This is a genomic window from Ralstonia sp. 1138 (assembly GCF_040544795.1).
Taxonomy (GTDB): Bacteria; Pseudomonadota; Gammaproteobacteria; order Burkholderiales; family Burkholderiaceae; genus Ralstonia; species Ralstonia flatus.
Genome location: NZ_JBEPKQ010000002.1, coordinates 860188 through 884080, shown reverse-complemented (window position 1 = coordinate 884080; position 23893 = coordinate 860188). Strand labels below are relative to the sequence as shown.

20 protein-coding genes are annotated in these 23893 nt (G+C 65.3%); 3 read left to right on the top strand and 17 right to left on the bottom strand.

Annotation, left to right across the window (positions count from 1 at the left end; all coding sequences use genetic code 11):
- Window positions 1-41: 41 nt before the first annotated feature.
- From ABIC76_RS11885 to ABIC76_RS11825, 13 genes are all read right to left on the bottom strand, one after another.
- On the bottom strand, window positions 42-1481 hold the full coding sequence (locus tag ABIC76_RS11885; protein ID WP_027678234.1) for a high affinity choline transporter 1: 1440 nt from the start codon (window positions 1479-1481) through the stop codon (window positions 42-44).
- Between the two features lie 231 nt (window positions 1482-1712).
- Complete coding sequence (locus ABIC76_RS11880; protein ID WP_354534080.1) at window positions 1713-2342, bottom strand: methyltransferase domain-containing protein; 630 nt, start codon at window positions 2340-2342, stop codon at window positions 1713-1715.
- 23 nt (window positions 2343-2365) lie between these two features.
- Window positions 2366-3943: a ubiquinone biosynthesis regulatory protein kinase UbiB gene (gene ubiB / locus ABIC76_RS11875; RefSeq protein WP_102064497.1), complete on the bottom strand. Its 1578-nt coding sequence runs from the start codon at window positions 3941-3943 to the stop codon at window positions 2366-2368.
- Window positions 3940-4596 (bottom strand): ubiquinone biosynthesis accessory factor UbiJ, encoded by a 657-nt coding sequence (locus ABIC76_RS11870; protein WP_354534079.1) that lies wholly within the window; start codon window positions 4594-4596, stop codon window positions 3940-3942. Before ABIC76_RS11870 ends, ubiB begins: the two co-directional genes overlap by 4 nt.
- Window positions 4597-4742: 146 nt before the next feature.
- Complete coding sequence (locus ABIC76_RS11865; protein ID WP_354534078.1) at window positions 4743-5792, bottom strand: Tim44 domain-containing protein; 1050 nt, start codon at window positions 5790-5792, stop codon at window positions 4743-4745.
- Window positions 5793-5919: 127 nt separating this feature from the next.
- Window positions 5920-6651 (bottom strand): bifunctional demethylmenaquinone methyltransferase/2-methoxy-6-polyprenyl-1,4-benzoquinol methylase UbiE, encoded by a 732-nt coding sequence (ubiE, locus tag ABIC76_RS11860; RefSeq protein ID WP_012761151.1) that lies wholly within the window; start codon window positions 6649-6651, stop codon window positions 5920-5922.
- A gap of 52 nt (window positions 6652-6703) precedes the next feature.
- Window positions 6704-7120 (bottom strand): gamma-butyrobetaine hydroxylase family protein, encoded by a 417-nt coding sequence (locus ABIC76_RS11855; protein WP_092973318.1) that lies wholly within the window; start codon window positions 7118-7120, stop codon window positions 6704-6706.
- A gap of 33 nt (window positions 7121-7153) precedes the next feature.
- Window positions 7154-8998: an ABC transporter ATP-binding protein/permease gene (locus ABIC76_RS11850; RefSeq protein WP_354534077.1), complete on the bottom strand. Its 1845-nt coding sequence runs from the start codon at window positions 8996-8998 to the stop codon at window positions 7154-7156.
- Between the two features lie 97 nt (window positions 8999-9095).
- Entirely contained in the window at window positions 9096-9548 is a 453-nt protein-coding gene (locus ABIC76_RS11845; protein ID WP_354534076.1) for an HIT family protein, read from the bottom strand.
- Entirely contained in the window at window positions 9545-13582 is a 4038-nt protein-coding gene (locus tag ABIC76_RS11840) for a DUF3683 domain-containing protein (RefSeq protein ID WP_354534075.1), read from the bottom strand. The genes ABIC76_RS11845 and ABIC76_RS11840 overlap by 4 nt, the downstream gene beginning before the upstream one ends.
- A gap of 200 nt (window positions 13583-13782) precedes the next feature.
- Window positions 13783-14364 carry a YqaA family protein gene (locus tag ABIC76_RS11835; protein WP_027678243.1) on the bottom strand — a complete coding sequence of 194 codons (582 nt, stop codon included), beginning with the start codon at window positions 14362-14364 and terminating at the stop codon, window positions 13783-13785.
- A 57-nt stretch (window positions 14365-14421) separates the two neighbouring features.
- Entirely contained in the window at window positions 14422-15669 is a 1248-nt protein-coding gene (locus ABIC76_RS11830) for a spore maturation protein (protein WP_354534074.1), read from the bottom strand.
- Window positions 15670-15700: 31 nt separating this feature from the next.
- Window positions 15701-16618, bottom strand: a complete 918-nt coding sequence (locus tag ABIC76_RS11825) for an ion channel (protein WP_354534073.1) — start codon at window positions 16616-16618, stop codon at window positions 15701-15703.
- 143 nt (window positions 16619-16761) lie between these two features.
- On the opposite strand from ABIC76_RS11825, the gene ilvA reads away from it, so the two are divergent.
- The 3 genes from ilvA (at window position 16762) to ABIC76_RS11810 (ending at window position 20665) form a co-directional block, all read left to right on the top strand.
- Window positions 16762-18282, top strand: a complete 1521-nt coding sequence (gene ilvA / locus ABIC76_RS11820; RefSeq protein ID WP_354534072.1) for a threonine ammonia-lyase, biosynthetic — start codon at window positions 16762-16764, stop codon at window positions 18280-18282.
- A complete protein-coding gene (gene queF / locus ABIC76_RS11815) occupies window positions 18282-19118 on the top strand; it encodes an NADPH-dependent 7-cyano-7-deazaguanine reductase QueF (RefSeq protein ID WP_027678247.1) in 837 nt (278 codons plus the stop codon). Before ilvA ends, queF begins: the two co-directional genes overlap by 1 nt.
- A 224-nt stretch (window positions 19119-19342) precedes the next feature.
- The gene (locus tag ABIC76_RS11810) at window positions 19343-20665 is read left to right on the top strand and encodes a transporter (protein ID WP_354534071.1); all 1323 of its coding nucleotides are present in this window, start codon (window positions 19343-19345) and stop codon (window positions 20663-20665) included.
- Window position 20666: 1 nt separating this feature from the next.
- On the opposite strand, the gene ABIC76_RS11805 is transcribed toward ABIC76_RS11810, so the two are convergent.
- The 4 genes from ABIC76_RS11805 to ABIC76_RS11790 form a co-directional block, all read right to left on the bottom strand.
- A complete protein-coding gene (locus ABIC76_RS11805; RefSeq protein WP_354534070.1) occupies window positions 20667-21203 on the bottom strand; it encodes a hypothetical protein in 537 nt (178 codons plus the stop codon).
- Between the two features lie 45 nt (window positions 21204-21248).
- Window positions 21249-21932 (bottom strand): C39 family peptidase, encoded by a 684-nt coding sequence (locus ABIC76_RS11800; RefSeq protein WP_354534069.1) that lies wholly within the window; start codon window positions 21930-21932, stop codon window positions 21249-21251.
- 16 nt (window positions 21933-21948) lie between these two features.
- Complete coding sequence (locus tag ABIC76_RS11795) at window positions 21949-22383, bottom strand: hypothetical protein (RefSeq protein ID WP_147214034.1); 435 nt, start codon at window positions 22381-22383, stop codon at window positions 21949-21951.
- A 125-nt stretch (window positions 22384-22508) separates the two neighbouring features.
- Window positions 22509-23798: a hypothetical protein gene (locus ABIC76_RS11790; RefSeq protein ID WP_354534068.1), complete on the bottom strand. Its 1290-nt coding sequence runs from the start codon at window positions 23796-23798 to the stop codon at window positions 22509-22511.
- Window positions 23799-23893 lie beyond the last annotated feature (95 nt).

Below are 23893 nucleotides of genomic sequence, written 5' to 3'. Positions count from 1 at the left end.
GCGCGACAAAGTGGCACACCGCGCACGCCCTCACAAGAGGCTCAGGCTTGCGTAGCCGCCTTCGTGGTCGGCGCGCGGTTCTCGATCCACTGCGGGCCGAGCGAGCCCAGGACCATGGCGCCAAAGCTGGCCAGGAGACCAACCAATTGTGGCGGAAGCATCGCACCCGACAGGAAGACCTCGCACCAGATCCACGCCGCCAGACCGAAGATGATGGCCAGCAGACCGCCCTGCTTCGTCGCGCGCTTCCAGAACAGGCCGAAGGCCAGCGGCACAAACGCCGCCACCAGCGTCACCTTGTAGGCGCTTTCGACCATGTGGAAGATCGACAGATGCGAGTTCAGCGCAAACAGCGTCACCAAGACCGTGAACGTCAGCACCACCGCCTGCATCACGCGCAGGAAACGCTTGTCGTCCATGTTGGGCAGCAGCGGACGCAGCACATTTTCGGCGAACGTCACGGAGGGCGCGAGCAGCGTTGCGCTCGCACAGCTCTTGATGGCCGAAAGCAGCGCGCCGAAGAACATCACCTGCGCGAAGATCGGCGCATGCTGCAGTACCAGGTTCGGCAAAATCATCTGCGAATCGGTATCGATGTACTTGGCCACCATCTGCGGGTCGATCAGGGTGGCGGAATACGCCAGGAACATCGGCACGAACGCGAACATGAAGTACAGCACGCCGCCCAGCACCGAAGCCGTGCCGGCGATGCGCTCGGTGCGCGACGACGTCACCCGCTGGAATACGTCCTGCTGCGGAATCGAGCCGAGCATCATCGTGATCCACGCCGTCACGAAGCCAATGATTTCGATCGGATTGAACGCCGGCCAGAACGAGAACTTGCCCGAAGCCGCCGCGTGCGCCACCACCGTGCCGACGCCGCCGGCCTGCCCCGACACTTCCCAGCCGATGTACAGCATGCCGATCACGATGATGATCATCTGGATGAAGTCCGTCACCGCCACCGACCACATGCCGCCGAACAGCGTGTAGACGAGCACGCTGCCCGCGCCGATCATCATCCCGAGATCCTGAGAAACCGCGCCGTCAGAGACGGTGTAGAACACCAGCCCCAGCGCCTTGATCTGCGCGGCCACCCAGCCCAGGTACGACACGACGATGCACAGGGTGGTCAGCGTTTCGGCCACGCGGCCAAAGCGGTTGCGATAGAAGTCGCCAATGGTGAGCAGGTTCATCCGGTACAGCGGCTTGGCGAAGAACAGACCCACCAACACCAGGCACAGCGACGAACCGAACGGATCGGCCACCACACCGTGCAGGCCGTCCTTGAGAAATTCTGCGGGAATCCCGAGCACCGCCTCGGAGCCGAACCAGGTGGCGAACACCGTGGCAGTCACGACGTAGAACGGCAGGCTGCGGCCAGCCACGGCGAAATCGGCGGTATTGCGCACGCGCAGTGCAGCCCAGAGGCCGATCCCGACCGAAATCACCCAGTAAACAATGACAAACCAGATCAGCATGGCAGCGCGGAGAGAAGCGGGAAGACCCCATGGCGGCCCGGCTTGCGGCCGCGGGGCGCCGGGCAAAGTGGCCGGATTATAGCGATGGGACCGCGCGCCGGGGCATCGGTGCGACCACGAATGCCGCCCCGTTTGCCAGATTTTTGCGCAGCGGCCCGCAACGGGCGTCGGCAGGCTTTTCGTTGACCAGGGCCCATGTTGCTTCGCACCAACACTGGCCCGGACGACAGATCAATCGGCGCGGCGGCGCCAGACTTGCCAGCGTTCGCGCCCGGCGAACACCGGAATGGAATCCGCCTCGGCAATGGGGATATCGCTGAGGCGCTCGAATGCCGGCAACAGCAGCGCATCCAGTTCGGGCTGCGTGGTTTCGAACGGCGGCCCCTTGGGCACCGCCTCACGGCCTTCCACCACGGCAAAGAAGCCCGCCAGCAACCCGCCCGGCGGAAGCAGCCTCGCCACTTGCGCGGCGTAGTCCGGCCAAAGGCGGCGCGGCATCGCGCACAGGAAAGCGCGCTCGTAGATCCATTGCACCGGCCGGGGTGGCGCAAAGCGGAAGAAATCCGCCAGCTGCACCACGTCGGCGTGCGGGCCCAGCACGGCCTTGGCCGAGGCGACGGCGCTCGGCGCAAAGTCGATGGCCGTGACGGGCCAGCCGCGCTCGGCCAGCCAGCCGGCTTCGTAAGCGTTTCCGCAACCGGGAATCAGCGTGGAAAGCGGCGCAGGCTGCGCTTCGCAAAAATGCCGGAAAGCGGCGGGCACCCCGGCCGCGTCCCAGGGGGTGTGCTCACGGCTGAAGCGCTCGTCCCAGAAGGCAGGATCGGCGGCGTCGCGGGATTGGAAGACGGGCGGTTCGGCCATGGCGCTCAGAACGTAAACAGAAATCAGTAGCGAGCCATCCAGGTCAGCACATGCGTCGCGACGATGCCGACCGCGAAGCCGCCGACGAACAGCAAAGCGGCAGACAGCAGCCGGTTCGTGCGCTTCTGCTCGGCAAGCAGTGCGGTGAGCGCCGCGGTCTGCGCATTGCCATCCTCACGGGAGTGGCGATCCAGAATCTGGTGCATCAGGCGCGGGAAGTCCGGCAGCTTGTTGGCCCATTGCGGCGCCTCGACCTTCAGGCGCTCGACAAAACCGCGCCAGCCGATCTGCTCGTGCATCCAGCGTTCGAGGAACGGCTTGGCCGTCTTCCACAAGTCCAGATCCGGATCGAGCTGCCGGCCAAGACCTTCCACGTTGAGCAACGTCTTCTGCAGCAGCACCAGCTGCGGCTGCACTTCCACGTTGAAGCGGCGCGAGGTCTGGAACAGCCGCATCAGCACGAGGCCGAGCGAGATTTCACCGAGCGGCCGATCGAAATAAGGCTCGCAGCACGCGCGGATGGCGCCTTCCAGCTCTTCGACGCGCGTCTCTTCGGGCGCCCAGCCGGACTCGATGTGCAGCACCGCCACGCGGTGGTAGTCGCGCTGGAAGAACGCCAGGAAGTTTTGCGCCAGGTAATTCTTGTCGAACTCCGACAGCGCCCCGACGATGCCGAAATCCAGCGCGATATAGCGGCCCAGCGTTTCGGGCGCCACGCTCACGAGGATGTTGCCGGGGTGCATGTCGGCATGGAAAAAGCCGTCGCGAAAGACCTGCGTGAAGAAGATCTCCACACCGTCGCGCGCGAGTTTATGCATGTCGACGCCGGCAGCGCGCAGCTCTTCGGTGTGCGAGATCCGCATGCCGTGCATGCGCTCCATCACGAACACTTCAGACGTGCACCAATCCCAGAACACTTCGGGCACCAGCAGCAGGTCGGACTTGGCAAAATTGCGGCGCAGCTGGCTGGCATTGGCCGCCTCGCGCATCAGGTCCAGCTCGTCGTGCAGGTACTTATCGAACTCGGCGACGACCTCCCGCGGCTTCAGGCGCTTGGCGTCGGCCCACAGCTTTTCCATCCACGTCGCGAGGTCCCGCATGAGCGCGAGGTCGCTGTCGATCACGGGCAGCATGCCCGGGCGCAAGACCTTGACGGCCACCTCGCGACCATCGTAGGGGCCGCCGCGCAACGTGGCGAAATGCACCTGGGCAATCGACGCGCTCGCCACGGGGTGATGATCGAAACGATGAAACAGCGCCGAGAGCGGCTTGCCGAGCGATTTCTCCACGATGGCCGCCGCCACCTTCGGGTCGAACGGCGGCACGCGGTCCTGCAGCTTGGCGAGTTCGTCGGCCACATCGGGCGGCAGCAGATCGCGGCGCGTCGACAGCACCTGCCCGAACTTCACGAAGATGGGTCCAAGCTGCTCCAACGCCAGGCGCAGGCGCACCCCGCGGGGCAGCTTAGGCTTGCGGCCCAGCGTCAGCAGCCAGACCAGCGCGCGAATGCGGCGGCTCTTGAAGCCCGACAACGCGAGCTGATCCAGCCCGTAATAGAGGATGACGAAAACGATCTTGCCCAGCCGGAAGAAGCGCGTCATGCCGATTCACCCTGACGTGCGCTCCGGATCGCCGGCTGCGGGCGTTTTTCGAGCCGCTCCAGCCGCTTGATCAGACGCGCTTCGGCATCTCGCAGCGCCGCCACGTCGGCGGCGAACTGCGCAAGGCGCGCGTGGCGCACGAGCGTCGGTTGCTCATCGGTCAGGTAAGACGCCACCGATTCCGCCAGCGAACGGCCCACGCGCGTGGCTTCGGTGCGGGCAGCCAGCGCACCGCTCACCATGCGCTGCGCGATCACATCGCCAAACACGCGCGAGAGGTCTTCCGCGGCATCCCAGCGCAGGTTGCGCAGCAGCGTCGACAGCACGTTGGCAAACTCGGCCTCGCCCTCGATGCGCACGTGCTTGAGCACGGCGGCCTGCCCGCCTGCGGCGTAATCGGCAGCGGCGGCCGCAAGCGGCACGACAACGGTCACGGCCGGTTCAACGTCAGAGTCGGGAGCGGTCACCAGGCCGGCGGCGTCCACCTGCAACGTCAACGACATGGGCGCTAGGTCAAAGCGCGCCACGCGGCCCGCAAACGGGCGCAGCGTCTCTTGCGCCCAGGGCTCCTGACGCAGCAGATGGTTGAGCGCGAGCAGCAGCGGCTGCATCAGCACAAGCGGAAATGGAGACGAAGTGGCTGTCGAAGACATGCGGTGATGGTGCGCAAAAACAGCAGGAAAGCAGCAAGAAGCGGGCTAGCCGCGGGCAACAAAAAGGGCCCGCACCAGACGGTCGGGCCCTATTTTACGGGGAATGTTGAAACGGCCGTTCTGCGCCGCTTCAAGTTGTTACGACATCACTGCAACTGCTGAATACCCGCCAACACCCAGCCGCCAGCCCCCTGCGTCGGCTTGGTCAGGTTCCAGACCTCGGCAAACGGCTGGGCGGGCGCGTTGGCTTCTTCGCGGATCATGCCCGAGAAGCGCACGCTGGCAAGGTACTCGGCGGCCTGCGTTTCGATACCCAGCATTTCGGCTTCGACCGAGACCACGTCGGTCTTGTTGGGCGAAGTGCCGCGGTCAGCCAGGTCCATCTTGATCTCGGCGAACATCTCGGGCGTGGTGAACTCGCGGATGTCGTTGAGATTGCCGGCATCCCAGGCGGCCTGCAGGCGGATGAAGTAGACCTTGGCGTTGCGCAGGAACGCTTGCGTGTCGAAATCTGCCGGCACGCCCCACGGTTGCTGCGGCGCGGCCGCGGCCGGTTGCGCGTTGACAGCCTGCGCGGTCGAGGCGGCCGGACCACCCAGGTTCCACGACTGTGCAGCGGTTGCAGCGCCTGCACCCAACCCCGACGTGTTGCCGGTGTTGAGCGATGCGGCCGCCGGCGCAGAAGCCTGAGGAGCCGGTGCGGCAGGTTGCGGCACGTATGGCTCACGGTCGCCGCCCAGCGACGGGCCACCCGTGGCGTAGGCCGGACCTTGCGGACGGCTACCGCGCACCTTGCGGATGATCCACATCACCACGAAGGCGACGAGCGCGATCAGGATCAGGTTGGACAGCAACGAGGCCAGGCCCGCGCCAAGGCCGAATTTCGACAGCAGATAACCGATGCCCAGACCGGCAGCGAGGCCGCCGAGCATGCCACCCCAGTTACGGCCTGGCTTTGCGGCAGGCGCGGCAGGCGCCGGAGCAGCTGGCGAAGGTTGTGCGGCAGGCGCGGCCTGCTGCGTCGGCGACGGCGTCGTGGCCGGCGGCGTCTGTTGGCGTTGCGTCACGGCGGACGACTGCTTGCCGATGCTGCGGCTGCCACCCATGCGCTTGGCGTTGGCGTCGATTGCCGTGCCCAGTGCGAGCGTCGCGACCAGCGCGCCCGCCATCAATTTTCCACCCCAATGCAAACTCATCGCTGTCTTCTCTCCAGTGGCAGTGACGCCATTAGATGAAGACGTCAATGCCGAAATTCAATGTGAAGGATCGTGGCATATCGCCGCAGCGCGCTACATCGCCCATCTGGTGGAACGACGGAAACACTTAAAGGCGACGGCCGACGTGCAGAGCCACGACACCCGCTGTCAGATTGAAGTATTCGACCGAGTCCAATCCGGCCTGTTCCATCATCTGCTTGAGCGTTTCCTGATCCGGGTGCATGCGGATGGACTCGGCCAGGTAGCGGTAGCTCTCGGGGTCGCCCGCCACTTTGCTGCCCAACCACGGCAGCACCTTGAACGAGTACAGGTCGTAGGCCTTCTCCAGCGGCTGCCACACCTTGGAGAACTCCAGCACCATGACCTTGCCGCCTGGCTTCACCACGCGACGCATTTCAGCAAGCGCGCGATCCTTGTGCGTCATGTTGCGCAAGCCGAATGCCACTGTCACCACGTCGAAGTAAGCATTCGGAAAGGGAATGTGCTCGGCGTCGCACAGCGCGGTGGGGGTCAGCACGCCGGCATCGAGCAGGCGATCACGGCCGACACGCAGCATGGACTCGTTGATGTCGGTCAGCCACACCTCGCCGGTGGGGCCGGCCTGGCGGGCGAAGGCCTTGGCCAGGTCACCCGTGCCGCCGGCGATATCGAGCACCTTGTAGCCAGGGCGCACCGCTGCCTGGGCGATGGTGAACATCTTCCACACGCGGTGCAGGCCGCCGGACATCAGGTCGTTCATCACGTCGTACTTGCTCGCGACGGAATGGAAAACGCCGGCGACCTTGCCGGCCTTCTCCTGCTCATCGACCTGCTGGAATCCGAAGTGGGTTTGGCTCATGACAGAAAAGGATGCGGATGCAGCGCACAGGCGCCGCAAAGTGAATCGGGAATCAGTGGCTGTGGCCGCAGGCGTGGCCAGCGTTCTCTGCCATCGGGGCGTCGCGGTCGACGCCGGCAGCGGCCAGGCGATCGAGATAGGCCTGCCAGAGCGTGGCCTGCTCAACGCCGAGGCGGTACAGATAGGCCCAGTCGAAGATGCCGGAATCGTGGCCGTCGGAGAACAGCGGCCGGATCGCGTAATTACCCACCGGCTCGACGCCGACGATGCCGACCTCGCGCTTGCCGGTCTGCAGCACTTCCTGGCCGGGCCCGTGCCCCTGCACTTCAGCCGACGGCGACAGCACGCGCAGATATTCGAACGGCAGGCTGAACTGTTTGCCATCGGCAAAGGCAATCTCCAGCACGCGCGATTGCGTGTGGACGGTGATGCCGGTCGGGTGCGGCGTGTCGGCGGAAAGTCCGGCCATGAAAACGTCTCGTCGAGTCAGGAAAACGGTGTTTCAGGAAGCTGCCAGCGCAACGTGCGCGGGCTCTTCCACCACCCGATAGCTTACCGCAGTCAACGGGTCGCCTTCGGGGACGTAGCGCAGGCGGCGATGGTGGAATCGTGCCACGGTGCTGCGGTGCGCCACGCTGACGATGGTCACATCGGGCATCGATTCGAGCATCAGGCTGTACATGAACGCCTCGGTGTCTTCGTCGAGTGCGCTGGTGGCCTCGTCGAGGAAGAGGTAATCGGGGCGCTGCAGCAAAGCCCGGGCAAAAGCCAGGCGCTGCTGCTCGCCGGGCGACAGGCGCAGGCTCCAGTTGCTCGCCTCGTCCAAGAGGCCGGCCAGCGCCGGCAAGCGACAGGCGATCAGCACCTGGGTCAGACGCTCCGCGGTGTATTGGGTCGCCAAATCCGGATACGAAAGCGCGTCAGCCAGCGTGCCGGAGGGCAGATAGCTGCGCTGCGGCAGGAACAGCACGCGGGCGTCCTCCGGGACTTCGATGCGGCCGCTGCCATAGGGCCAGATACCGGCCACGGCACGCACCAGCGTGCTTTTGCCGCAGCCCGACGGACCGTTGACAAGCACCCGCTCACCGCGTGCGAGCGTCATGTCGAAGGGCTCGACCAGCACGTCTTCGGGCTTGCGGTTCGGCAGGTTCAGCGCGAGACCGCGCGCTTCGATGGCGGGTACGGCGGCCGTTTCCACCTCGACATCACGCACGCCAGCGCGGTGCTCTTCTTGGCGCTCGGCGGCGCGGATGGCGCGCTGGAATTCGATCAGACGGTTGGTGGAGGCTTTCCACGTGACCAGCGTGCGGTAGTTCGTGACAAACCACGACATCGCATCCTGCACCTGTCCGAACGCGGTGGCGACCTGCATCATTCCCCCCAGCGTGAGCGTGCCGCCAAAGTAGCGCGGCGCCGACACCAGAAACGGGAAGATGATGGCGAACTGTCCATAGCCGGAACTGGCAAAGGTCAGGCGCCGCGTGTAGTCCATCAACTGGTTCCAGTTGGTGCGGATGCGCTCGAAGCGGCCGCGCAGGATGGCTTTCTCGGTCGGCTCGCCGCGGTACAGGGCAATGCTCTCGCTGTTCTCGCGCACACGCACGAGCAGGAAACGGAAATACGCCTCGTAACGCTCCTGCTGGAACGACAGCCCGATCAGCGGCCGCCCCACGAAGTGGATGATGACCGAGCCCACGATCGAATACAGCAGCGCAAACCAAACCATGTAGCCCGGAATGACGAAATCGTGACCGCCCAGGCTGAACGCCAGCGGCCCCGACACCGCCCACAGAATCCCGAAGAACGACACCAGCGTCACAGCCGAATTCAGGAAGCCCAGCGCCAAGGTGAGCGTTGCATCGGTAAACGTGCGCAGGTCGTCGGCAATCCGTTGGTCGGGGTTGTCGGCGCTGTGCGTTTGCTCCAGGCGGTAGAACGCCTGCTTGCCGAGCCAGTCATCGAGGAAGCTGCCGGTGATCCACGTCCGCCAGCGCATCTGCAGCATCATCGAGTAGTACAGCCGCAGGATCGAGCCAATGATCAGCAGTGCGGCAATCCAAGAGAAACGCAGCAACTGCGCCCAGAATTCGCCGTAGTTTTTCTGCTCGAGCGCGTTGTAGAAGAGCCGGTTCCAATCGGTGAACAGCACGTTCATGAACACCAGGAACAGGTTCAGCCCAATCACCAGCGCAAGCAGCCCCCAGGCCTTGCGGCGATCTTCCGAAAACCAGTACGGGCGAATCAGTTGCCAGGTTTCCGAGAGATTCAACCGCCCATGGTGGACGGTCAGTTCGGAGATGGAATCCTTGTGGGAATCGGGCGTAGCGGCGGTGCGCGGTGTCGTCATGGCGAGGGCTTGGTCACGACAGAAATGAGAATCAGACGGCCTATGCGCCACGTGGGTTCCGCACAGGCCGTGGGGACGCGTTACCGGTGGTTACCGGTTAGACATCCGCGAGCGCGGCCTGCAGCGCGTACGACAGCGCCGGCAACTTGGCCGTGATCTCGGCCATGCGCGCGGTATCGGGCGCCCGTTGCTCAGGGCCCCACACGGCTTCCGGGAAATGCGTGTCCCACCGATAGCGCGGGATGACGTGCCAGTGCATATGCGGCACGAAATTGCCGAAGCTGGCGAGATTGACCTTGTCCGGCGCCAGTTCGGTGCGCAGCACCCGCTCAACACGGGCGACGACCTCCATCAGCCAATGGCGATCTGCGTCGGACAAGTCGGTCTGCTCGGCCACGTGGTCATTCCAGATGACGCGGCAGAAGCCCGGAAAACGCGCGTGCTCGACCAGCACCACGCGCGCGCGGCCATTGCGCCAGACGGGCTCGCCGCCGTCCGTCTCGCACAGCGTGCAGCTGGGCGCCCGCTCGCCGGTCGTCGCAGTCGTCACACCAGAACCCGCTCGATGCCGCCGGCGTTGGCCTGCGCGACGTAGTCCTGCAGCCAGGTTTCGCCGAGCACGTGACGCGCCATCTCGACCACGATGTAGTCGGCCTGCACCGAAACATCTTCGGTGTAGCGCGACAGGCCCTGCAGACATGCCGGGCAGCTCGTGAGGATCTTCACGTCGCCGTTGAACGCCTCGCCGCCCTGGCCTGCGGTCTGGCCGAGACTGCGAAGCTTGTCAGCGCCCTTCTGCATCTCTTCTTCCTTACGGAAGCGGACCTGCGTGGAAATGTCGGGGCGCGAGATCGCCAGCGTGCCCGACTCGCCGCAGCAGCGGTCGTTCTTCTCGATCGCGCGGGTCTGGCCATCGGCGCCGATGTTGCCGCCCATCAGCTGGTTGACCAGCTTGGTCGGGTCCATCGTCTTGATCGGGGTGTGGCAGGGGTCGTGGTACATGTACCGCGTGCCTTGCACACCGTCGATCTTCACGCCCTTCTCGAGCAGGTATTCGTGAATGTCGATGATCCGGCAGCCCGGGAAGATCTTGTCGAATTCATACCCCGCGAGCTGGTCGTAGCAGGTGCCACAGCTCACCACCACCGTCTTGATGTCGAGGTAGTTGAGCGTATTGGCCACGCGGTGGAACAGCACACGGTTGTCGGTGACGATCTTCTCGGCCTTGTCGAACTGGCCAGTGCCGCGCTGCGGATAACCGCAGCACAGGTAGCCCGGCGGCAGCACGGTCTGCACGCCGGCATGCCACAGCATCGCCTGCGTGGCCAGGCCCACCTGCGAGAACAGGCGCTCCGAGCCGCAACCCGGGAAGTAGAAGACCGCCTCGCTATCCGGCGTGGTGACCTTCGGGTTGCGGATGATCGGGACGATCTCGTTGTCCTCGATGTCCAGCAACGCGCGCGCCGTCTTCTTGGGCAGGTTGCCCGGCATCTTCTTGTTGATGAAGTGGATCACCTGCTCGCGCACCGGCGGCCTGCCCACCGTGGCGGGCGGATGCGCGGTCTGCTTCTTGGCGAACTTCTTCAGGATGTCGTTGCCCAGACGCTGCGCCTTGTAGCCCCAGTCGAACATCACCTTGCGGGTGAGGTTGATCGTCTCGGGGTTGGTCGCGTTCAGGTAGAACATCGCCGCTGCGGTGCCGGGGTTGAACTTCTTCTGCCCCATCTTGCGCAGCAGGTTGCGCATGTTCATCGACACATCGCCGAAGTCGATCTTGACCGGGCACGGCGTCACGCACTTGTGGCAGACCGTGCAGTGGTCGCCCACGTCGGCAAATTCTTCCCAGTGCTTGATCGACACGCCGCGGCGCGTCTGCTCTTCGTACAGGAAGGCCTCGATGAGCAGCGACGTGGCGAGGATCTTGTTGCGCGGGCTGTACAGCAGGTTGGCGCGCGGCACGTGCGTGGCGCACACCGGCTTGCACTTGCCGCAGCGCAGGCAGTCCTTGATCGACTCCGAGATGGCGCCGATGTCGCTCTGCTGCATGATGATCGACTCGTGCCCCATCAGGCCGAACGACGGCGTATAGGCGTTGCGCAGATCAGCGGCCAGGCCTTGCGGGTCGTTGATATCGCGCAGCAGCTTGCCCTTGTTGAAGCGGCCGTTCGGATCGACGCGGCGCTTGTATGCAGCGAAGTCGGCGATCTCTTCGTCGGTCAGGAATTCCAGCTTGGTGATGCCGATGCCGTGCTCGCCCGAAATCACGCCGTCCAGCGAACGCGCCAGCGTCATGATGCGGGCCACCGCCTTGTGGGCGTCCTGCAGCATGTCGTAGTCATCCGAGTTGACGGGGATGTTGGTGTGCACGTTGCCGTCACCGGCGTGCATGTGCAGCGCCACGAACACGCGGCCGCGCAGCACTTTCTTGTGGATCGCCTGGGCCTCGTCGAGGATCGGCTTGAACTCGCCGCCGTTGAAGATCTTGCGCAGCTCGGCGCGAATCTCCGCCTTCCACGACACACGGATCGTCCGATCCTGCAGCAGGTGGAACAGGTTGGCGTCAGGCTGATTCACCAGGCGATCGTCGATGGTCTGCGCGAGGTAGCCCAGGCCCAGGCCGATGAGGCTCGCGCGCGCCGTGGTGACCGGCGTGTCGAGATGGTCCAGCAGATATTGCCAACGTGCGCGCGTGGCACGCAGCAGTTGCTGCGCCTGTTGCACGCGGTCTTCCAGCAGTTCAGCGCTGGGGATTTCGTTGGCGTCGTCGGTGCGGCCCAGCGGCAGGTTGCTGCCAGCAAAGAAATCGAGCAGCGCGTCGGTCAGCTTGAGCTTGCTCTTGATCGACAGCTCGATGTTGATGCGCTCGATGCCGTCGGTGTACTCGCCCATGCGATTGAGCGGGATCACCACGTCTTCGTTGATCTTGAAGGCGTTGGTGTGCTTGGCAATCGCGGCCGTGCGCGAGCGGTCAAGCCAGAACTTCTTGCGGGCCTCGGGGCTCACGGCCACGAAGCCTTCGCCGCTCTTGCCATTGGCCAGGCGGATCACTTCCGAGGTGGCGCGCGCCACGGCGTCATCGTCGTCGCCGACGATGTCACCGATGAGCACCATCTTCGGGAACGCGTTGCGCTTGCTCTTGGTGGCGTAGCCGACCGCGCGCAGGTAGCGCTCGTCCAGGTGTTCCAGGCCCGCGAGGATGGCGCCGCCGGGCTTCTTCGTCTCGGCGTCGAGGTAATCCTTGATCTCGACGATGCTCGGGATCGCGTCACGCGCCTGGCCGAAGAACTCCAGGCACACAGTGCGGATCGACTTCGGCATGCGGTGCAGGATCCAGCGCGCGCTGGTGATGATGCCGTCGCAGCCTTCCTTCTGCACGCCGGGCAGACCGGCCAGGAACTTGTCGGTGACGTCCTTGCCGAGGCCTTCCTTGCGGAACTTGCGGCCTTCGATCGTGAGCGTCTCGGTGCGCAGCAGCTTGGCGCCGACCGGCGCGTTGCCGTCGAACCACTTCAGCTCGAAGGTGACGACCGGCGCATCGTGAATCTTGCCGAGGTTGTGATTCAGGCGCTGGACTTCGAGCCAGTTGCCGTCCGGGTCAACCATGCGCCACCAGGCGAGGTTGTCCAGCGCGGTGCCCCACAGCACGGCCTTCTTGCCGCCCGCGTTCATGGCGACGTTGCCGCCGATGCACGACGCGTCGATCGAAGTCGGGTCCACGGCGAAGACGAGGCCGGCCTTGTCCGCCGCATCCGCCACGCGACGCGTCACCACGCCGGCGCCCGAATAGATGGTCGCCACGGGGTGATCGACGCCCGGCAGGTCGGTCATCTCGACCGCGTCCAGACGCTCCAGCTTTTCCGTGTTGATGACGGCCGAGAACGGCGTGAGCGGCACGGCGCCGCCGGTGTAGCCGGTGCCGCCTCCGCGCGGGATGATGGTCAGACCCAGCTCGAAGCAGCCCTTGACGATGCCGGCAATCTCTTCTTCCGTATCGGGCGTGAGCACGACGAATGGATATTCGACACGCCAGTCGGTGGCGTCGGTCACGTGCGACACGCGCGACAGGCCGTCAAACTTGATGTTGTCCTTCGCGGTGACACGGCCGAGCACCTTCTGGGCGCGGCGGCGCAGGTCATACACCTGGGCGAACTCTTCCTGGAATGCCTTGACGGCGCGGCGGGCATGCACAACCAGCTGCTCGACCTTGCTGGCGCGCTCGTCGCCCACGGGGTCGTGATGCGAATCGTGGTCGGCCACACGGCGCTTCTCGATCTCCGCCAGGCGGTGATTGAGTGCGTCGATCAGCATCTGCCGGCGCTTCGGGTTGTCGAGCAGGTCGTCCTGCAGATACGGGTTGCGACGCACCACCCAGATGTCGCCCAGCACTTCGTACAGCATCCGTGCCGATCGGCCGGTGCGACGCTCGGCGCGCAGTTCGTCCAGGATCTGCCACGCAGACTCGCCCAGCAGACGGATGACGATTTCCCGATCCGAGAACGAGGTGTAGTTGTAGGGAATCTCGCGCAGCCGGGGCGCAGCGTCCTGCGCCGTGAGTTTGGCGTCGATCAGAAGTGGGGCATTCATGGCGTGCCGCTGGGGAGGAGGTCGCGGCAAGGAGGACAAGAGCCGCGCGGTCTTTAAAGGGCGATTGTACTGCAACGCGCGCCGTTGATGCGTTGCAGCAACGGTATCCCTGCGGCCGATATGGGCGGGAAAAGCGTCGCGTTTTCAATGGCTTGCGAAAAGCGCGGAGGCCTGCGAGTGCGCCCCACGCCACGCAAACGTCAGATCATTACAGCCTTGATCCAGCCAAAGATGCCGTGCCAGAAGCCGTCGGGCAAGGTCATGAGCGCCGCGGTCATCGCCAGATAGCGCAGGAATTTGCCGATGGCCATGTACATGACGCTGGGCCAGAACTTCAGGCGCAGCCAACCGGCCAGCGTGCAGAGCGGGTCGCCGATGCCGGGCAGCCACGACACCAGCAGCGACACCGGGCCGATGCGGCGCATCCAGCGGAAGTATTTCTTGTCGAGCGGGGGCTCGCGGTGGCGCTTGGGGTGCGGCACGTGCTGGGCGTGCTCGGCGTTGTGCTGGCGGCGGCGGCGCGCCAGGTGGTAGCGCACCAGCGCCAGCTTGGCCGCGTAGCCCATCCACCAGTCGACCATGCCGCCCAGCGTGTTGCCGAGCGTGGCCACCACGATGGCCGGCCAGAACATGTCCGGATTGAGCTTGATGTACGCAAACACCGCCGGCTCGGAGCCCAGCGGCAGCAGTGTCGCCGAAATGAAACTGACGACGAAGATGGCAGGCAGCCCGACCTTGGGCAGGGCGAGCGTGGCAAAAAGCGTGTCGATCCACTGTTCCATGCGATCGATTGTAGAGGGCGGGCGGCCGCGGCGTCGCTTGGGGGCCGCCCTAGCCGGTCAGGCGAAGAACAGGTAGGCGACAAGCACGGCACCGATGAGCCCGATCAGGTCGGCCCACAGCCCGCAGGCCAGCGCGTACCGCGTGTCCTTGATGCCGACACTGCCGAAATACACGGCCAGCACGTAAAACGTCGTCTCGGTCGAGCCCTGGATGATGGCGGCCAGCTTGCCCTGGAAGGAATCGACGCCGTAAGTGGTCATCACGTCGACCATCAGGCCGCGCGCGCCGGCGCCGGACAACGTCTTCATCAGCCCCACGGGTAGCGCCGGCACAAAGCGCGTGTCGATGCCCAGGTGCGTGAATAGCGCAGAAAGCCCCTGCATCAGAAAATCCATGCACCCCGCCGCACGAAACACGGCAATGCCCACCAGCACCGCGACGAGGTATGGGACGATGCCGATGGCAACCTGGAAGCCATCCTTGGCGCCATCGACGAAGGTTTCGTACACGTTGATGCGACGAATTGCCCCACAGACCAGGAACGCCACGACGATGGTGAGGATGGCGCCCGCGCCGATCAGGCCGATCCACGCCGCCATCTGCTGGGGCGGAAACTGGCGCAGCCACGCAAACAGCAGCCCCATCGCCGCGACAAAGCCGCCGAAATACGCCAGCAGCGCCGGCTTGAACAGGTTGATGCGCTGATACCACGCTACCGCCGCAATACCCGCGCAGAAGCCGATGAAGGTGGACAGCAAGGTCGGCAGGAAAATGTCCGCCGCGTTGAAACCCACCAGCCCCTGCTTGACAGCCATGGCCTGGCGGATGGCGATGACGGAGGTCGGTACCAGCGTCACCCCCGCCGTGTTGAGCACCACGAACATCAGTTGCGCATCGCTGGCGCGCTGCGGCTGCGGGTTGATCTGCTGCAGCTCGCGCATGGCTTGCAAGCCGAGCGGCGTGGCGGCGTTGTCCAGACCGAGCACGTTGGCCGACACGTTCATCATCATCGCGCCGTTGGCGGGGTGGCCGGCCGGCACGGAGGGAAACAAGTGCCGCATCACCGGGTTCACGAGCCGCGCAAACAGATCGACCACGCCGGCGCGCTCGCCCACGCGCATGATGCCGAGCCACAGCGCCATCATGCCGGTCAGGCCGATGGCGATCTCGAAGCCGGTGCGGGCAGCATCGAACATGCCGGTCAACATGCGCGAGAAGACTTCCATGTCGCCCTGCACCACCTGCACGCAGGCGGTGACGAAGGCGACGAGAAAGAAGGCGAGCCAGACGAGGTTCAGGGCCACGGGGGTTGCGCGTTGGAATCGGACAAGCCGCTCATTGTGCCTGCGGGGGCGTCTCGATCGGGTGGATCAGGTGGAAGTTGTCGTAGTCGACCGACGTGACGCCGCCCTCGTCGCGGATGAGGTCGGCATAGCGATAGTTCCAGCGGATCTCGTCGTGCCGCCAGGAATAGCGCGCCTGCACGGTCTGCGCGGCGGTCTCGTCTGCGCCCTCGATGGTGAGCAGCAGCAAGGCGTCACCCGCGGCGAGCGACTCCGCGGTGGCGCCATACAGCGGGCTGTTTTCATCGATGACGTGCATCATCACCCAGCCCAGCAGGAAGATCGGGTGCTCGCTGCGCTCCAGCTTCAGGTCGTGAATCTTGTAGATCGAGTAGCCCTCGGGCGAGACCTCGTCCTGCATCAGGCGCAGCCGGGCGGTGGCCTCGGCGATGACATTCTGGCGCGCATTGGCGGCGCGCAGCATCAGCGTGGACTTGCCGTTGAGCGGCCGCACGACAACGTTGCGGGCAAACATGATCTTGGCGCGCGGGCGTGAGAACCGCGCAAACACCAGCCCCGTCGCCATGGCGATGCCCGACATGCCGATGAAGATCTCCAGCGTGGCGATGACGTGGGCGTAGAACGTTTGCGGGTGCATGTCGCCGTAGCCGACCGTGGCCAGCGTCTCGACGCTGAAGAAGAAGGCGCCGACGAAGCCGGGCGGCGACTGGTTCGCGATCGCGCCGTCGCCGAGCGAATACAGCCCCGCGAATACCGCGTTCAGCGCCAGGAACATCGTCGCCAGCAACGCGAAGAAGGTCGGCCAGTTGACCTCCAGCGCATGGTGATAGACGTCGCGCCAGCCCAGCGGCGGCATGCCGTAGGCGATGACGTGCTGCGTTCCGGACCAGACTTTGCGGCCCCGGCGCGCGCGTCCGGCACGCTCGGAGGAAGACGACGGGGTGTTCATGGAGGCCTCTCGCCGATGATGCGCCGCGCCCGCCCGGACGCGGCCGGGGCAGTGTACCGACCGGCACGCCAGTCCGGCAAGGCGGGCCAGGCGCCGCGTGATAGGCTTACGGGCTCTGTTCACGTCCAACCCCGGTCCGCACCATGGCCATCGATTACCTCAAGAAAATCCTGACTGCGAAGGTCTATGACGTCGCGGTGGAAACCGAGCTGAAGTTCGCGCCGAATCTGTCGGCGCGCACCGGCAACCGCGTCTACCTCAAGCGCGAGGATGACCAGCCGGTGTTCTCGTTCAAGCTGCGCGGCGCCTACAACAAGATGGCGTCGCTCGCGCCGGCCGAGCGCAAGCGCGGGGTGATTACGGCATCGGCGGGCAACCACGCGCAGGGCGTGGCTTTCAGTGCGGCGCGCATGGAATGCAAGGCCGTGATCTGCATGCCGGTGACCACACCGCAGTTGAAGATTGACGGCGTGCGCTCGCGCGGCGGCGATTGGGTCGAGGTCGTGCTGCATGGTGAAAGCTACTCCGACGCCTACAACCACGCCGCCAAGCTGCAAGAGAAGCACGGCTACACCTTCGTCCACCCGTTCGATGATCCGGAAGTGATTGCCGGCCAGGGCACGATCGCCATGGAAATCCTGCGCCAGCATCCGCAGCCGATCCATGCGATCTTCTGCTCGATCGGCGGCGGCGGGCTGATCTCAGGCATTGCGGCCTACGTGAAGGCCGTGCGGCCTGACGTCAAGGTCATCGGCGTGCAAAGCGTGGACTCCGACGCGATGGCGCGCTCGGTGGCCGCCGGCAAGCGCGTCGAGCTGAAGGAAGTTGGCCTGTTTGCGGACGGCACGGCGGTCAAGCTGGTCGGCAAGGAAACCTTCCGGCTCACGCGCGAGCTGGTCGACGAGATCATCACCGTGGATACGGACGCCATCTGCGCGGCGCTCAAGGATGTGTTCCAGGACACGCGCAGCCTGCTGGAGCCGTCGGGCGCACTGGCGCTGGCCGGCCTCAAGCAGTATGCCGAGACGCACAAGCTGAAGAACGAATCGCTCGTGGCCGTGGCCAGCGGCGCGAACATGAACTTCGACCGCCTGCGCTTCGTGGCCGAGCGCGCCGAAGTGGGCGAGGCCCGCGAAGCCGTGTTTGCCGTGACGATTCCCGAAGAGCGCGGCAGCTTCAAGCGCTTCTGCGAACTGGTCGGCTGGTCGCGCAACGTGACGGAGTTCAACTACCGCATTGCCAGCAAGGACGCCGCGCATATCTTCGTGGGCGTGCAAATTGCGTCGCGCGCAGAGGGCGACAAGATTGCCGAGAACTTCCGCAAGCACGGTTTCCCGACGCTCGACCTGTCGAACGACGAACTGGCCAAGCAGCACATCCGCTACATGGTCGGCGGCCGTTCGCCGCTGGCGGAAAACGAGCACCTCTACCGCTTCGAGTTTCCCGAGCGGCCGGGCGCGCTGATGAAGTTCCTCTCGAGCATGAGCCCGAACTGGAACATCAGCCTGTTCCACTACCGGAATCAGGGCGCGGATTCGAGCAACATCCTCGTCGGCATCCAGGTACCGAAGAACGAGAAGCGCGAGTTCAAGGCGTTCCTCGCCACGCTGGGCTATACCTATTGGGACGAAAGCGAGAACCCCGTCTACAGCCTGTTTTTGTGATGAGCAACCAACCCGAACATTCGCCGCTCGGTAAGACCTCCGCCTACAAGACGGAATACGACCCGAGCCTGCTGTTTCCGATTCCGCGCCAGGGCAAGCGCGACGAGATCGGCCTGGCCGCCGGCACGGCCCTGCCCTTCTTCGGCGTGGATCTCTGGAACCTGTACGAGCTGTCGTGGCTGAACCTGCGCGGCAAGCCGCAGGTGGCGCTGGGCACCGTGATCGTGCCGGCCGATTCGCCCAACATCGTTGAATCGAAGTCGTTCAAGCTGTATCTGAATTCGTTCAACCAGACGAAGGTGGCGTCGCACGAAGCGCTGCAGCAGTTGATCCACCACGATCTGTCGGAAGCGTGCGGCGCGCCGGTGCAGGTCCGCATCGTCACGCACGAGGAGTTTGCCCGGCAACGCATGGGCGAACTCGACGGCCTGCTGCTCGATCGACTGGACATCGAAACGGATGTCTACCAGCCCACGCCCGAGCTGCTGCATGCCGACGAGGAAGAAAGCCCGGTCGAAGAAACGCTGGTGTCGCACCTGCTGAAGTCCAACTGCCTTGTGACGGGTCAGCCTGACTGGGGCAGCGTGCAGATCCGCTACGTGGGTGCGCCGATCAACCAGGAGGCGCTGCTCAAGTACCTGATCTCGTTCCGCGAGCACAACGAGTTCCACGAGCAATGCGTGGAGCGGATCTTTACCGACATCCTGCGCCAGTGCCGGCCGGTCAAACTGGCCGTCTATGCGCGCTATACGCGGCGTGGCGGGCTGGACATCAACCCGTTCCGCACCAACTACAACACGCCGTGGCCGGATAACCTGCGCAATGCACGTCAGTAAGCGCTGACGCTGCGTAAGACACACGAGGCGCCTTCGGGCGCCTTTTTTGTTGCCTGGGCGATCCGCCAAACGGGCATGCGCCCCTCGTCCATTTTGTGGACGCCAACGCCCTGTCGTTTCACGTTCGCTCGCCTATAGTGGTATCCGCAGTACGCCACCCGGGGGAAATCGTGAAGGGCCCATCCGCTTTTCGTGGACAGGGCGCTCTCGACGGGGGACATGCCATGACGAAAACGCCATGGAAGCCGCAAGGTGGGTCAACCCACGCGGTTACGTGCGCATGCCTGCTGCTCTGCGGCGGGCCGGTCCTTGCACAGACCAACGAGCCGGTGGACGACAAGCCACCCAGCCTGGAAACGCTGCAGCGCGAGCTTGCCGATACGCAGGCGCGCCTGCAGGAACTCAAGCGCTCGATCCAACAACAGGAAGCGCATCTTCGGCGCATGCGGCGTGCGCTCGGCATGAGCGAGGGCCGACTCGATACCGTGCGCGGTGCCGGTGCTCCCGGCGCGGCGGGCGATGCATCGCAAATTGCGCAGAACGACGAGCCCGGCACCACGCCAGTCGGCAAACCGCCGGAGCCGCCTGACCGGCCGCCACGCATCGCGCAGATCTTCGACGAGCCCAGCGCGCTCACACCGCCGGGCAAGGTGGTCGTCGAGCCGTCATTGCAGATGGCGTATTCGTCGTCGGACCGCGTGGCGCTGGTGGGCTACACCATCATCCCCGCGCTGCTGATCGGGCTGATCGACGTGCGGCAGGTGAAGACCACCACGCTGACCGGCACAGTGGCGGTGCGCTACGGCCTGGCACGGCGCTGGGAACTGGAAGCGCGCGTGCCTTACGTCTACAGCGCGAGCGACACCGTCAGCCGCGAGCTGTTCACCGGCACGGCGACGGACAACGCCTTCAGCTCGCACGGCCGCGGCATCGGCGATGTGGAGCTGACCGCGCGGTACCAGATCAATTCAGGGGGCGTCGACAAGCCGTTCTACATCGGCTGGCTGCGCTTCAAGACGCGCACCGGCAAGGATCCGTTTGAAGTCACGACCGATTGCGTGACGCGCTGCGTGAGCAATACCACGGGCACTGGCCTGCCGCTGCAGCAGCCGACAGGCTCGGGCTTCTTCGCCGTGCAGCCGGGGCTGACGTGGCTGTTCCCGACGGACCCCGCCGTGTTCTTCGGCAGCATCAGCTACCTGCACAACTTCGAGCGCAAGGATGTCAGCCTGAACCTGGTGGACGGCTCGAAGCAGTTCCTGGGCGATGTGAAGGCCGGCGACATCATTGGCCTGAACTTCGGCATGGGGCTGGCGCTGAACGAGAAGGCGTCGTTCTCCATCGGCTACGACCAGAGCATCATCGCGCCGACCAAGCAGAACGGCCAGCGCGTGCCGGGCTCGGTGCGAACCATTCTCGGCACGTTGCTGGTCGGCTATTCGTACCGGCTCTCGCCCAAGATGACGCTGAACCTGTCGGTGGGTGCAGGCCTCACGCGCGACACACCGGACCTGACCGTCACGCTGCGCCTGCCGATCCAGTTCTAGCTCAGTGCAGCAGGGTGACGACGTTGGCCAGGGCGCCCTGCAGCACGTTGGAAAGATTCAACTGACGGAACTGCGGCAGGCTGTTGACCGCTGCGTTGATGGTCGTCACGGCTTGCAGCGTCTGGTTGTTCAGACTGTTCTGGATGACCGTGGCCGCTGCAGCCGCACCGGCCGCCACATCGGGCGGCGCGACATTGTTCGGGCCGTTCTGCACAAGGTTGACCGTGTTGACCACCGAGGCCAGTTGCTGCGCCTGCGCGGCCGTCATGCGCGCTACATCGGGGATGTTCACCGATGCGCTCGCCACCAGATCGCCGTTGACGTAGACCGCGCGGTCGATGCCGAACGAAATGTGCAGCCCTGCAAGCGCGGGCACATCGAAGCCGCCGCGCATGTCGTCGAGCTTGTCTTCGGACACGGCGTGCCAGGCATGGACCGGATTGTCGTCCATGCTGTCCATGCCGGCCGCATACGCATGGCCAGCCGCAGCCAGCGCGAGCCATCCCGCAGCCCGCGCCACCTTGCCAAACCGCTTCATGATGCCCTCCTGCCCGACCAGCGAATGGCCACCCGCAAACGACGCTCAAAAGTCGGACGGACCGTGCTTGGGAACGACGATGTTGCCCAGGCCGCTGCGGTCCATGCCTTCCTCCAGCGGCGCACGCGGTGCCACGCGCCAGTCCGATGAAGCGTTGAACGTCGCCCCCGCCTCGCGGTTGTGGACGACGAACAGCACATGGTTGTCCCACATGCTCTCGAAGCTCGCACGCGGAATCGCACGTGTGCCCATGGCCGGATCGCCCACGAGCACGCGCCCTTCCTGCACGCCCTTGACCACCACGAAGTGGTGATAGCCGTTCTCGGTCAACAGCACGATGGCCGGCAAGTGGGCGTCCTTCAATGCATCCAGCGGCTGCTCGAAACCATCGGCGTCAAAGCCCAGAGAGGCCAGATAGCGTTTGATGTCGAGCAGCGAAAAGCCTTCTCGCCGGATCTTCTCCTGGTTGCCATGCTCGTACATGGCCTGGAACACGGTCTGCTCGCTCACCGGGTAACCGTACTGATACGTGAGCAGCGTCGCCACCGCGGCCGACCCGCAACTGAAGTCGAAACGCTGATGCACGGTGCGCAGATAGCGCGCGGCCTTCATGCTCGTCACCGGCACGGCATAGGTGCCGCCGCCCGTGCCGAGCATGTCGATCGCGCCCGCCCACGCAGGCCCGCACGCCAGCGCCATCAGCACTGCACCCAACGTCTTGCGCATCATTCCGTCCTTCACAAGCTCAAGGCCGGAACTGCACGTTGACGATGGTGGCGTTCTGGATCAGCACGTTCGCTCCGCTGTTCTGGATAACCGTGGGGATCCCGCTGGCGTTGGCAAACGAGCCGTCGCGCACGATGTTCGACCCCGTCGCCACGTTCACGGCGGCGTTGTCGCTCACGGTGCCCGACAGGCGCGCGTCATTGACGGTCTGGTAGAGATCCTGCGTGCCGCCGCGATAGCTGTCGAGCCGATCTGCTCCCACCGCATGACCGAACCCAGGCACCGACACGGCCGCGGCGACCGGGGGACGCACCGCTTCCGTGTTGGCGACCTGCGCACCGTCTGCGATCGGCACATCGTCTGACGCCATCGTTGCTGCCGCTGGCCACACTGCCAGGCCGCATGCCAGCCACCATGCCGCCCATCCTGCTGTGGTTCTTCTGTCGGATCGCATCGAATGTCTCCTCTACGCTCCAACTGCGGGCCGGCCCGCCGATGCAGTCCGGCCCCATCCACCGTCATGCGCGAAGCTTAATCGCCGCGCGCCGCGGCACTTCCCCGCTCATGCCCGAGACCGGGCTACTTGCCCACATTCAGGTTGGCCTGCACGTTGATGCTTTGCTGGATGAGGGAAGCGAAGCCGCTGTTCTGGTTCGCCACCATCACGCCTGCCGCAGACTGCCCGACGCTGGTCATGGCGTTGGACATGTTGAACGTGCCCGCATCCACCACGACCGTGCCGCCGGCACCGCCCGTGCCACCCACCGCGCCATTGCCGACACCGCCATTGCCAACGCCGCCTGCGCCGCCGGCCGCACCGACTGCACCCACAGCGCCATTGCCGGCCGTGGACGACGCCGCGCCGTTGGTCGCACTGCCGTTGGTGGCACTACCGCCTGCACCGCCGGTACCTGCAACGTTGGTCGCCGCGCCGCCAGCAGCTCCGGCCCCGCCCGTGCTCGTGCCCGTGGCAGCGCTCGTGCCCGTGCCTGCACCGGCCGATGCCGTCGACGTGCCGCTGGTGGTGGAGCCTCCGGCGCCGCCTGCCCCGCCTGCCGAGGCACTGCCGCCGCCGGTGGCCGAGCCACTGCCGCGATGGCGGTTCGCATCGCCGCCGCTGGCGCTGGACGTGCCGCCAGCCCCGCCGCCACCGCCGCCCGCTGCGCTCGTGCTGCCCGCTGCGCCGCCAAGGCCCGCGCCCAGGCTCGCGGACAGCGTGCCGGAGCTGCCGCCGTTACCGCCACCGCCCGCATCGCCGCCGGCGGCTCCGCCGCTGCCGCCGTTACCGGCCACGGCCCCGCCGTTGGTTGCGCTGCCATGCGTCACGCTGCCCGAACTTCCACCAGCGCCGCCGCTGCCGCCCGCACCGCCCGCGCCGCCGTTACCGCCAGAGCCTGTGCCGCCGTAGCCGTATCCGCCACGCCCGCCGCTGCCGCCATTCGCCGTGCCGCCGTTGTTGGTGGCGACATTGCCGATGCCCGACACGCTGATGTTGGTGACGGTGCCGTCCAGCTTGGAGACCGCAATCGCCTTGCTTGTGTTGAAGGAGTTGGTGAACGTTGCCGTTGCCGTGCCGCCGTTGTTGGCTGCAGCGGTGCCATAGCCATCGGCATTGGCCCACCCGCTGTTGTCGCGGTTGCTGCCCTGGCTTTGGTTGTTGTGCTGATTCGAGTTGTCGGTTGCCGTGGTGGTTGTGGTCGTTGCCGTGCTCGTTGTCGTGTCTGTGCTCGTATTGGTTCTGGTGATGGTCGACGTGTTGGTCTGGGTCTTGTCACCCGCGCCGGACGCCGTATTCCCGATATCGGCCAATGCAACGCCAGAGACCCCCAATCCCATGGCGATCGCGGTGGCCAGTAAGGTCTTCTTCATAACGCACTCCATAAAGGTGAGAGGGACGGCTGGAAACGCAGCCAGTCAGGCCGGCGCGCTCTGCCTGTGGGAACAACATGACCCACCCCGGGGCG

Coding starts and splice junctions, on each gene's coding strand:
- ABIC76_RS11885 (WP_027678234.1), bottom strand. CDS start 1,481: ATGCTGATCTGGTTTGTCATTGTTTACTGGGTGATTTCGGTCGGGATC.
- ABIC76_RS11880 (WP_354534080.1), bottom strand. CDS start 2,342: ATGGCCGAACCGCCCGTCTTCCAATCCCGCGACGCCGCCGATCCTGCC.
- ubiB (WP_102064497.1), bottom strand. CDS start 3,943: ATGACGCGCTTCTTCCGGCTGGGCAAGATCGTTTTCGTCATCCTCTAT.
- ABIC76_RS11870 (WP_354534079.1), bottom strand. CDS start 4,596: ATGTCTTCGACAGCCACTTCGTCTCCATTTCCGCTTGTGCTGATGCAG.
- ABIC76_RS11865 (WP_354534078.1), bottom strand. CDS start 5,792: ATGAGTTTGCATTGGGGTGGAAAATTGATGGCGGGCGCGCTGGTCGCG.
- ubiE (WP_012761151.1), bottom strand. CDS start 6,651: ATGAGCCAAACCCACTTCGGATTCCAGCAGGTCGATGAGCAGGAGAAG.
- ABIC76_RS11855 (WP_092973318.1), bottom strand. CDS start 7,120: ATGGCCGGACTTTCCGCCGACACGCCGCACCCGACCGGCATCACCGTC.
- ABIC76_RS11850 (WP_354534077.1), bottom strand. CDS start 8,998: ATGACGACACCGCGCACCGCCGCTACGCCCGATTCCCACAAGGATTCC.
- ABIC76_RS11840 (WP_354534075.1), bottom strand. CDS start 13,582: ATGAATGCCCCACTTCTGATCGACGCCAAACTCACGGCGCAGGACGCT.
- ABIC76_RS11835 (WP_027678243.1), bottom strand. CDS start 14,364: ATGGAACAGTGGATCGACACGCTTTTTGCCACGCTCGCCCTGCCCAAG.
- ABIC76_RS11825 (WP_354534073.1), bottom strand. CDS start 16,618: ATGAACACCCCGTCGTCTTCCTCCGAGCGTGCCGGACGCGCGCGCCGG.
- ilvA (WP_354534072.1), top strand. CDS start 16,762: ATGGCCATCGATTACCTCAAGAAAATCCTGACTGCGAAGGTCTATGAC.
- queF (WP_027678247.1), top strand. CDS start 18,282: ATGAGCAACCAACCCGAACATTCGCCGCTCGGTAAGACCTCCGCCTAC.
- ABIC76_RS11810 (WP_354534071.1), top strand. CDS start 19,343: ATGACGAAAACGCCATGGAAGCCGCAAGGTGGGTCAACCCACGCGGTT.
- ABIC76_RS11805 (WP_354534070.1), bottom strand. CDS start 21,203: ATGAAGCGGTTTGGCAAGGTGGCGCGGGCTGCGGGATGGCTCGCGCTG.
- ABIC76_RS11800 (WP_354534069.1), bottom strand. CDS start 21,932: ATGATGCGCAAGACGTTGGGTGCAGTGCTGATGGCGCTGGCGTGCGGG.
- ABIC76_RS11795 (WP_147214034.1), bottom strand. CDS start 22,383: ATGCGATCCGACAGAAGAACCACAGCAGGATGGGCGGCATGGTGGCTG.
- ABIC76_RS11790 (WP_354534068.1), bottom strand. CDS start 23,798: ATGAAGAAGACCTTACTGGCCACCGCGATCGCCATGGGATTGGGGGTC.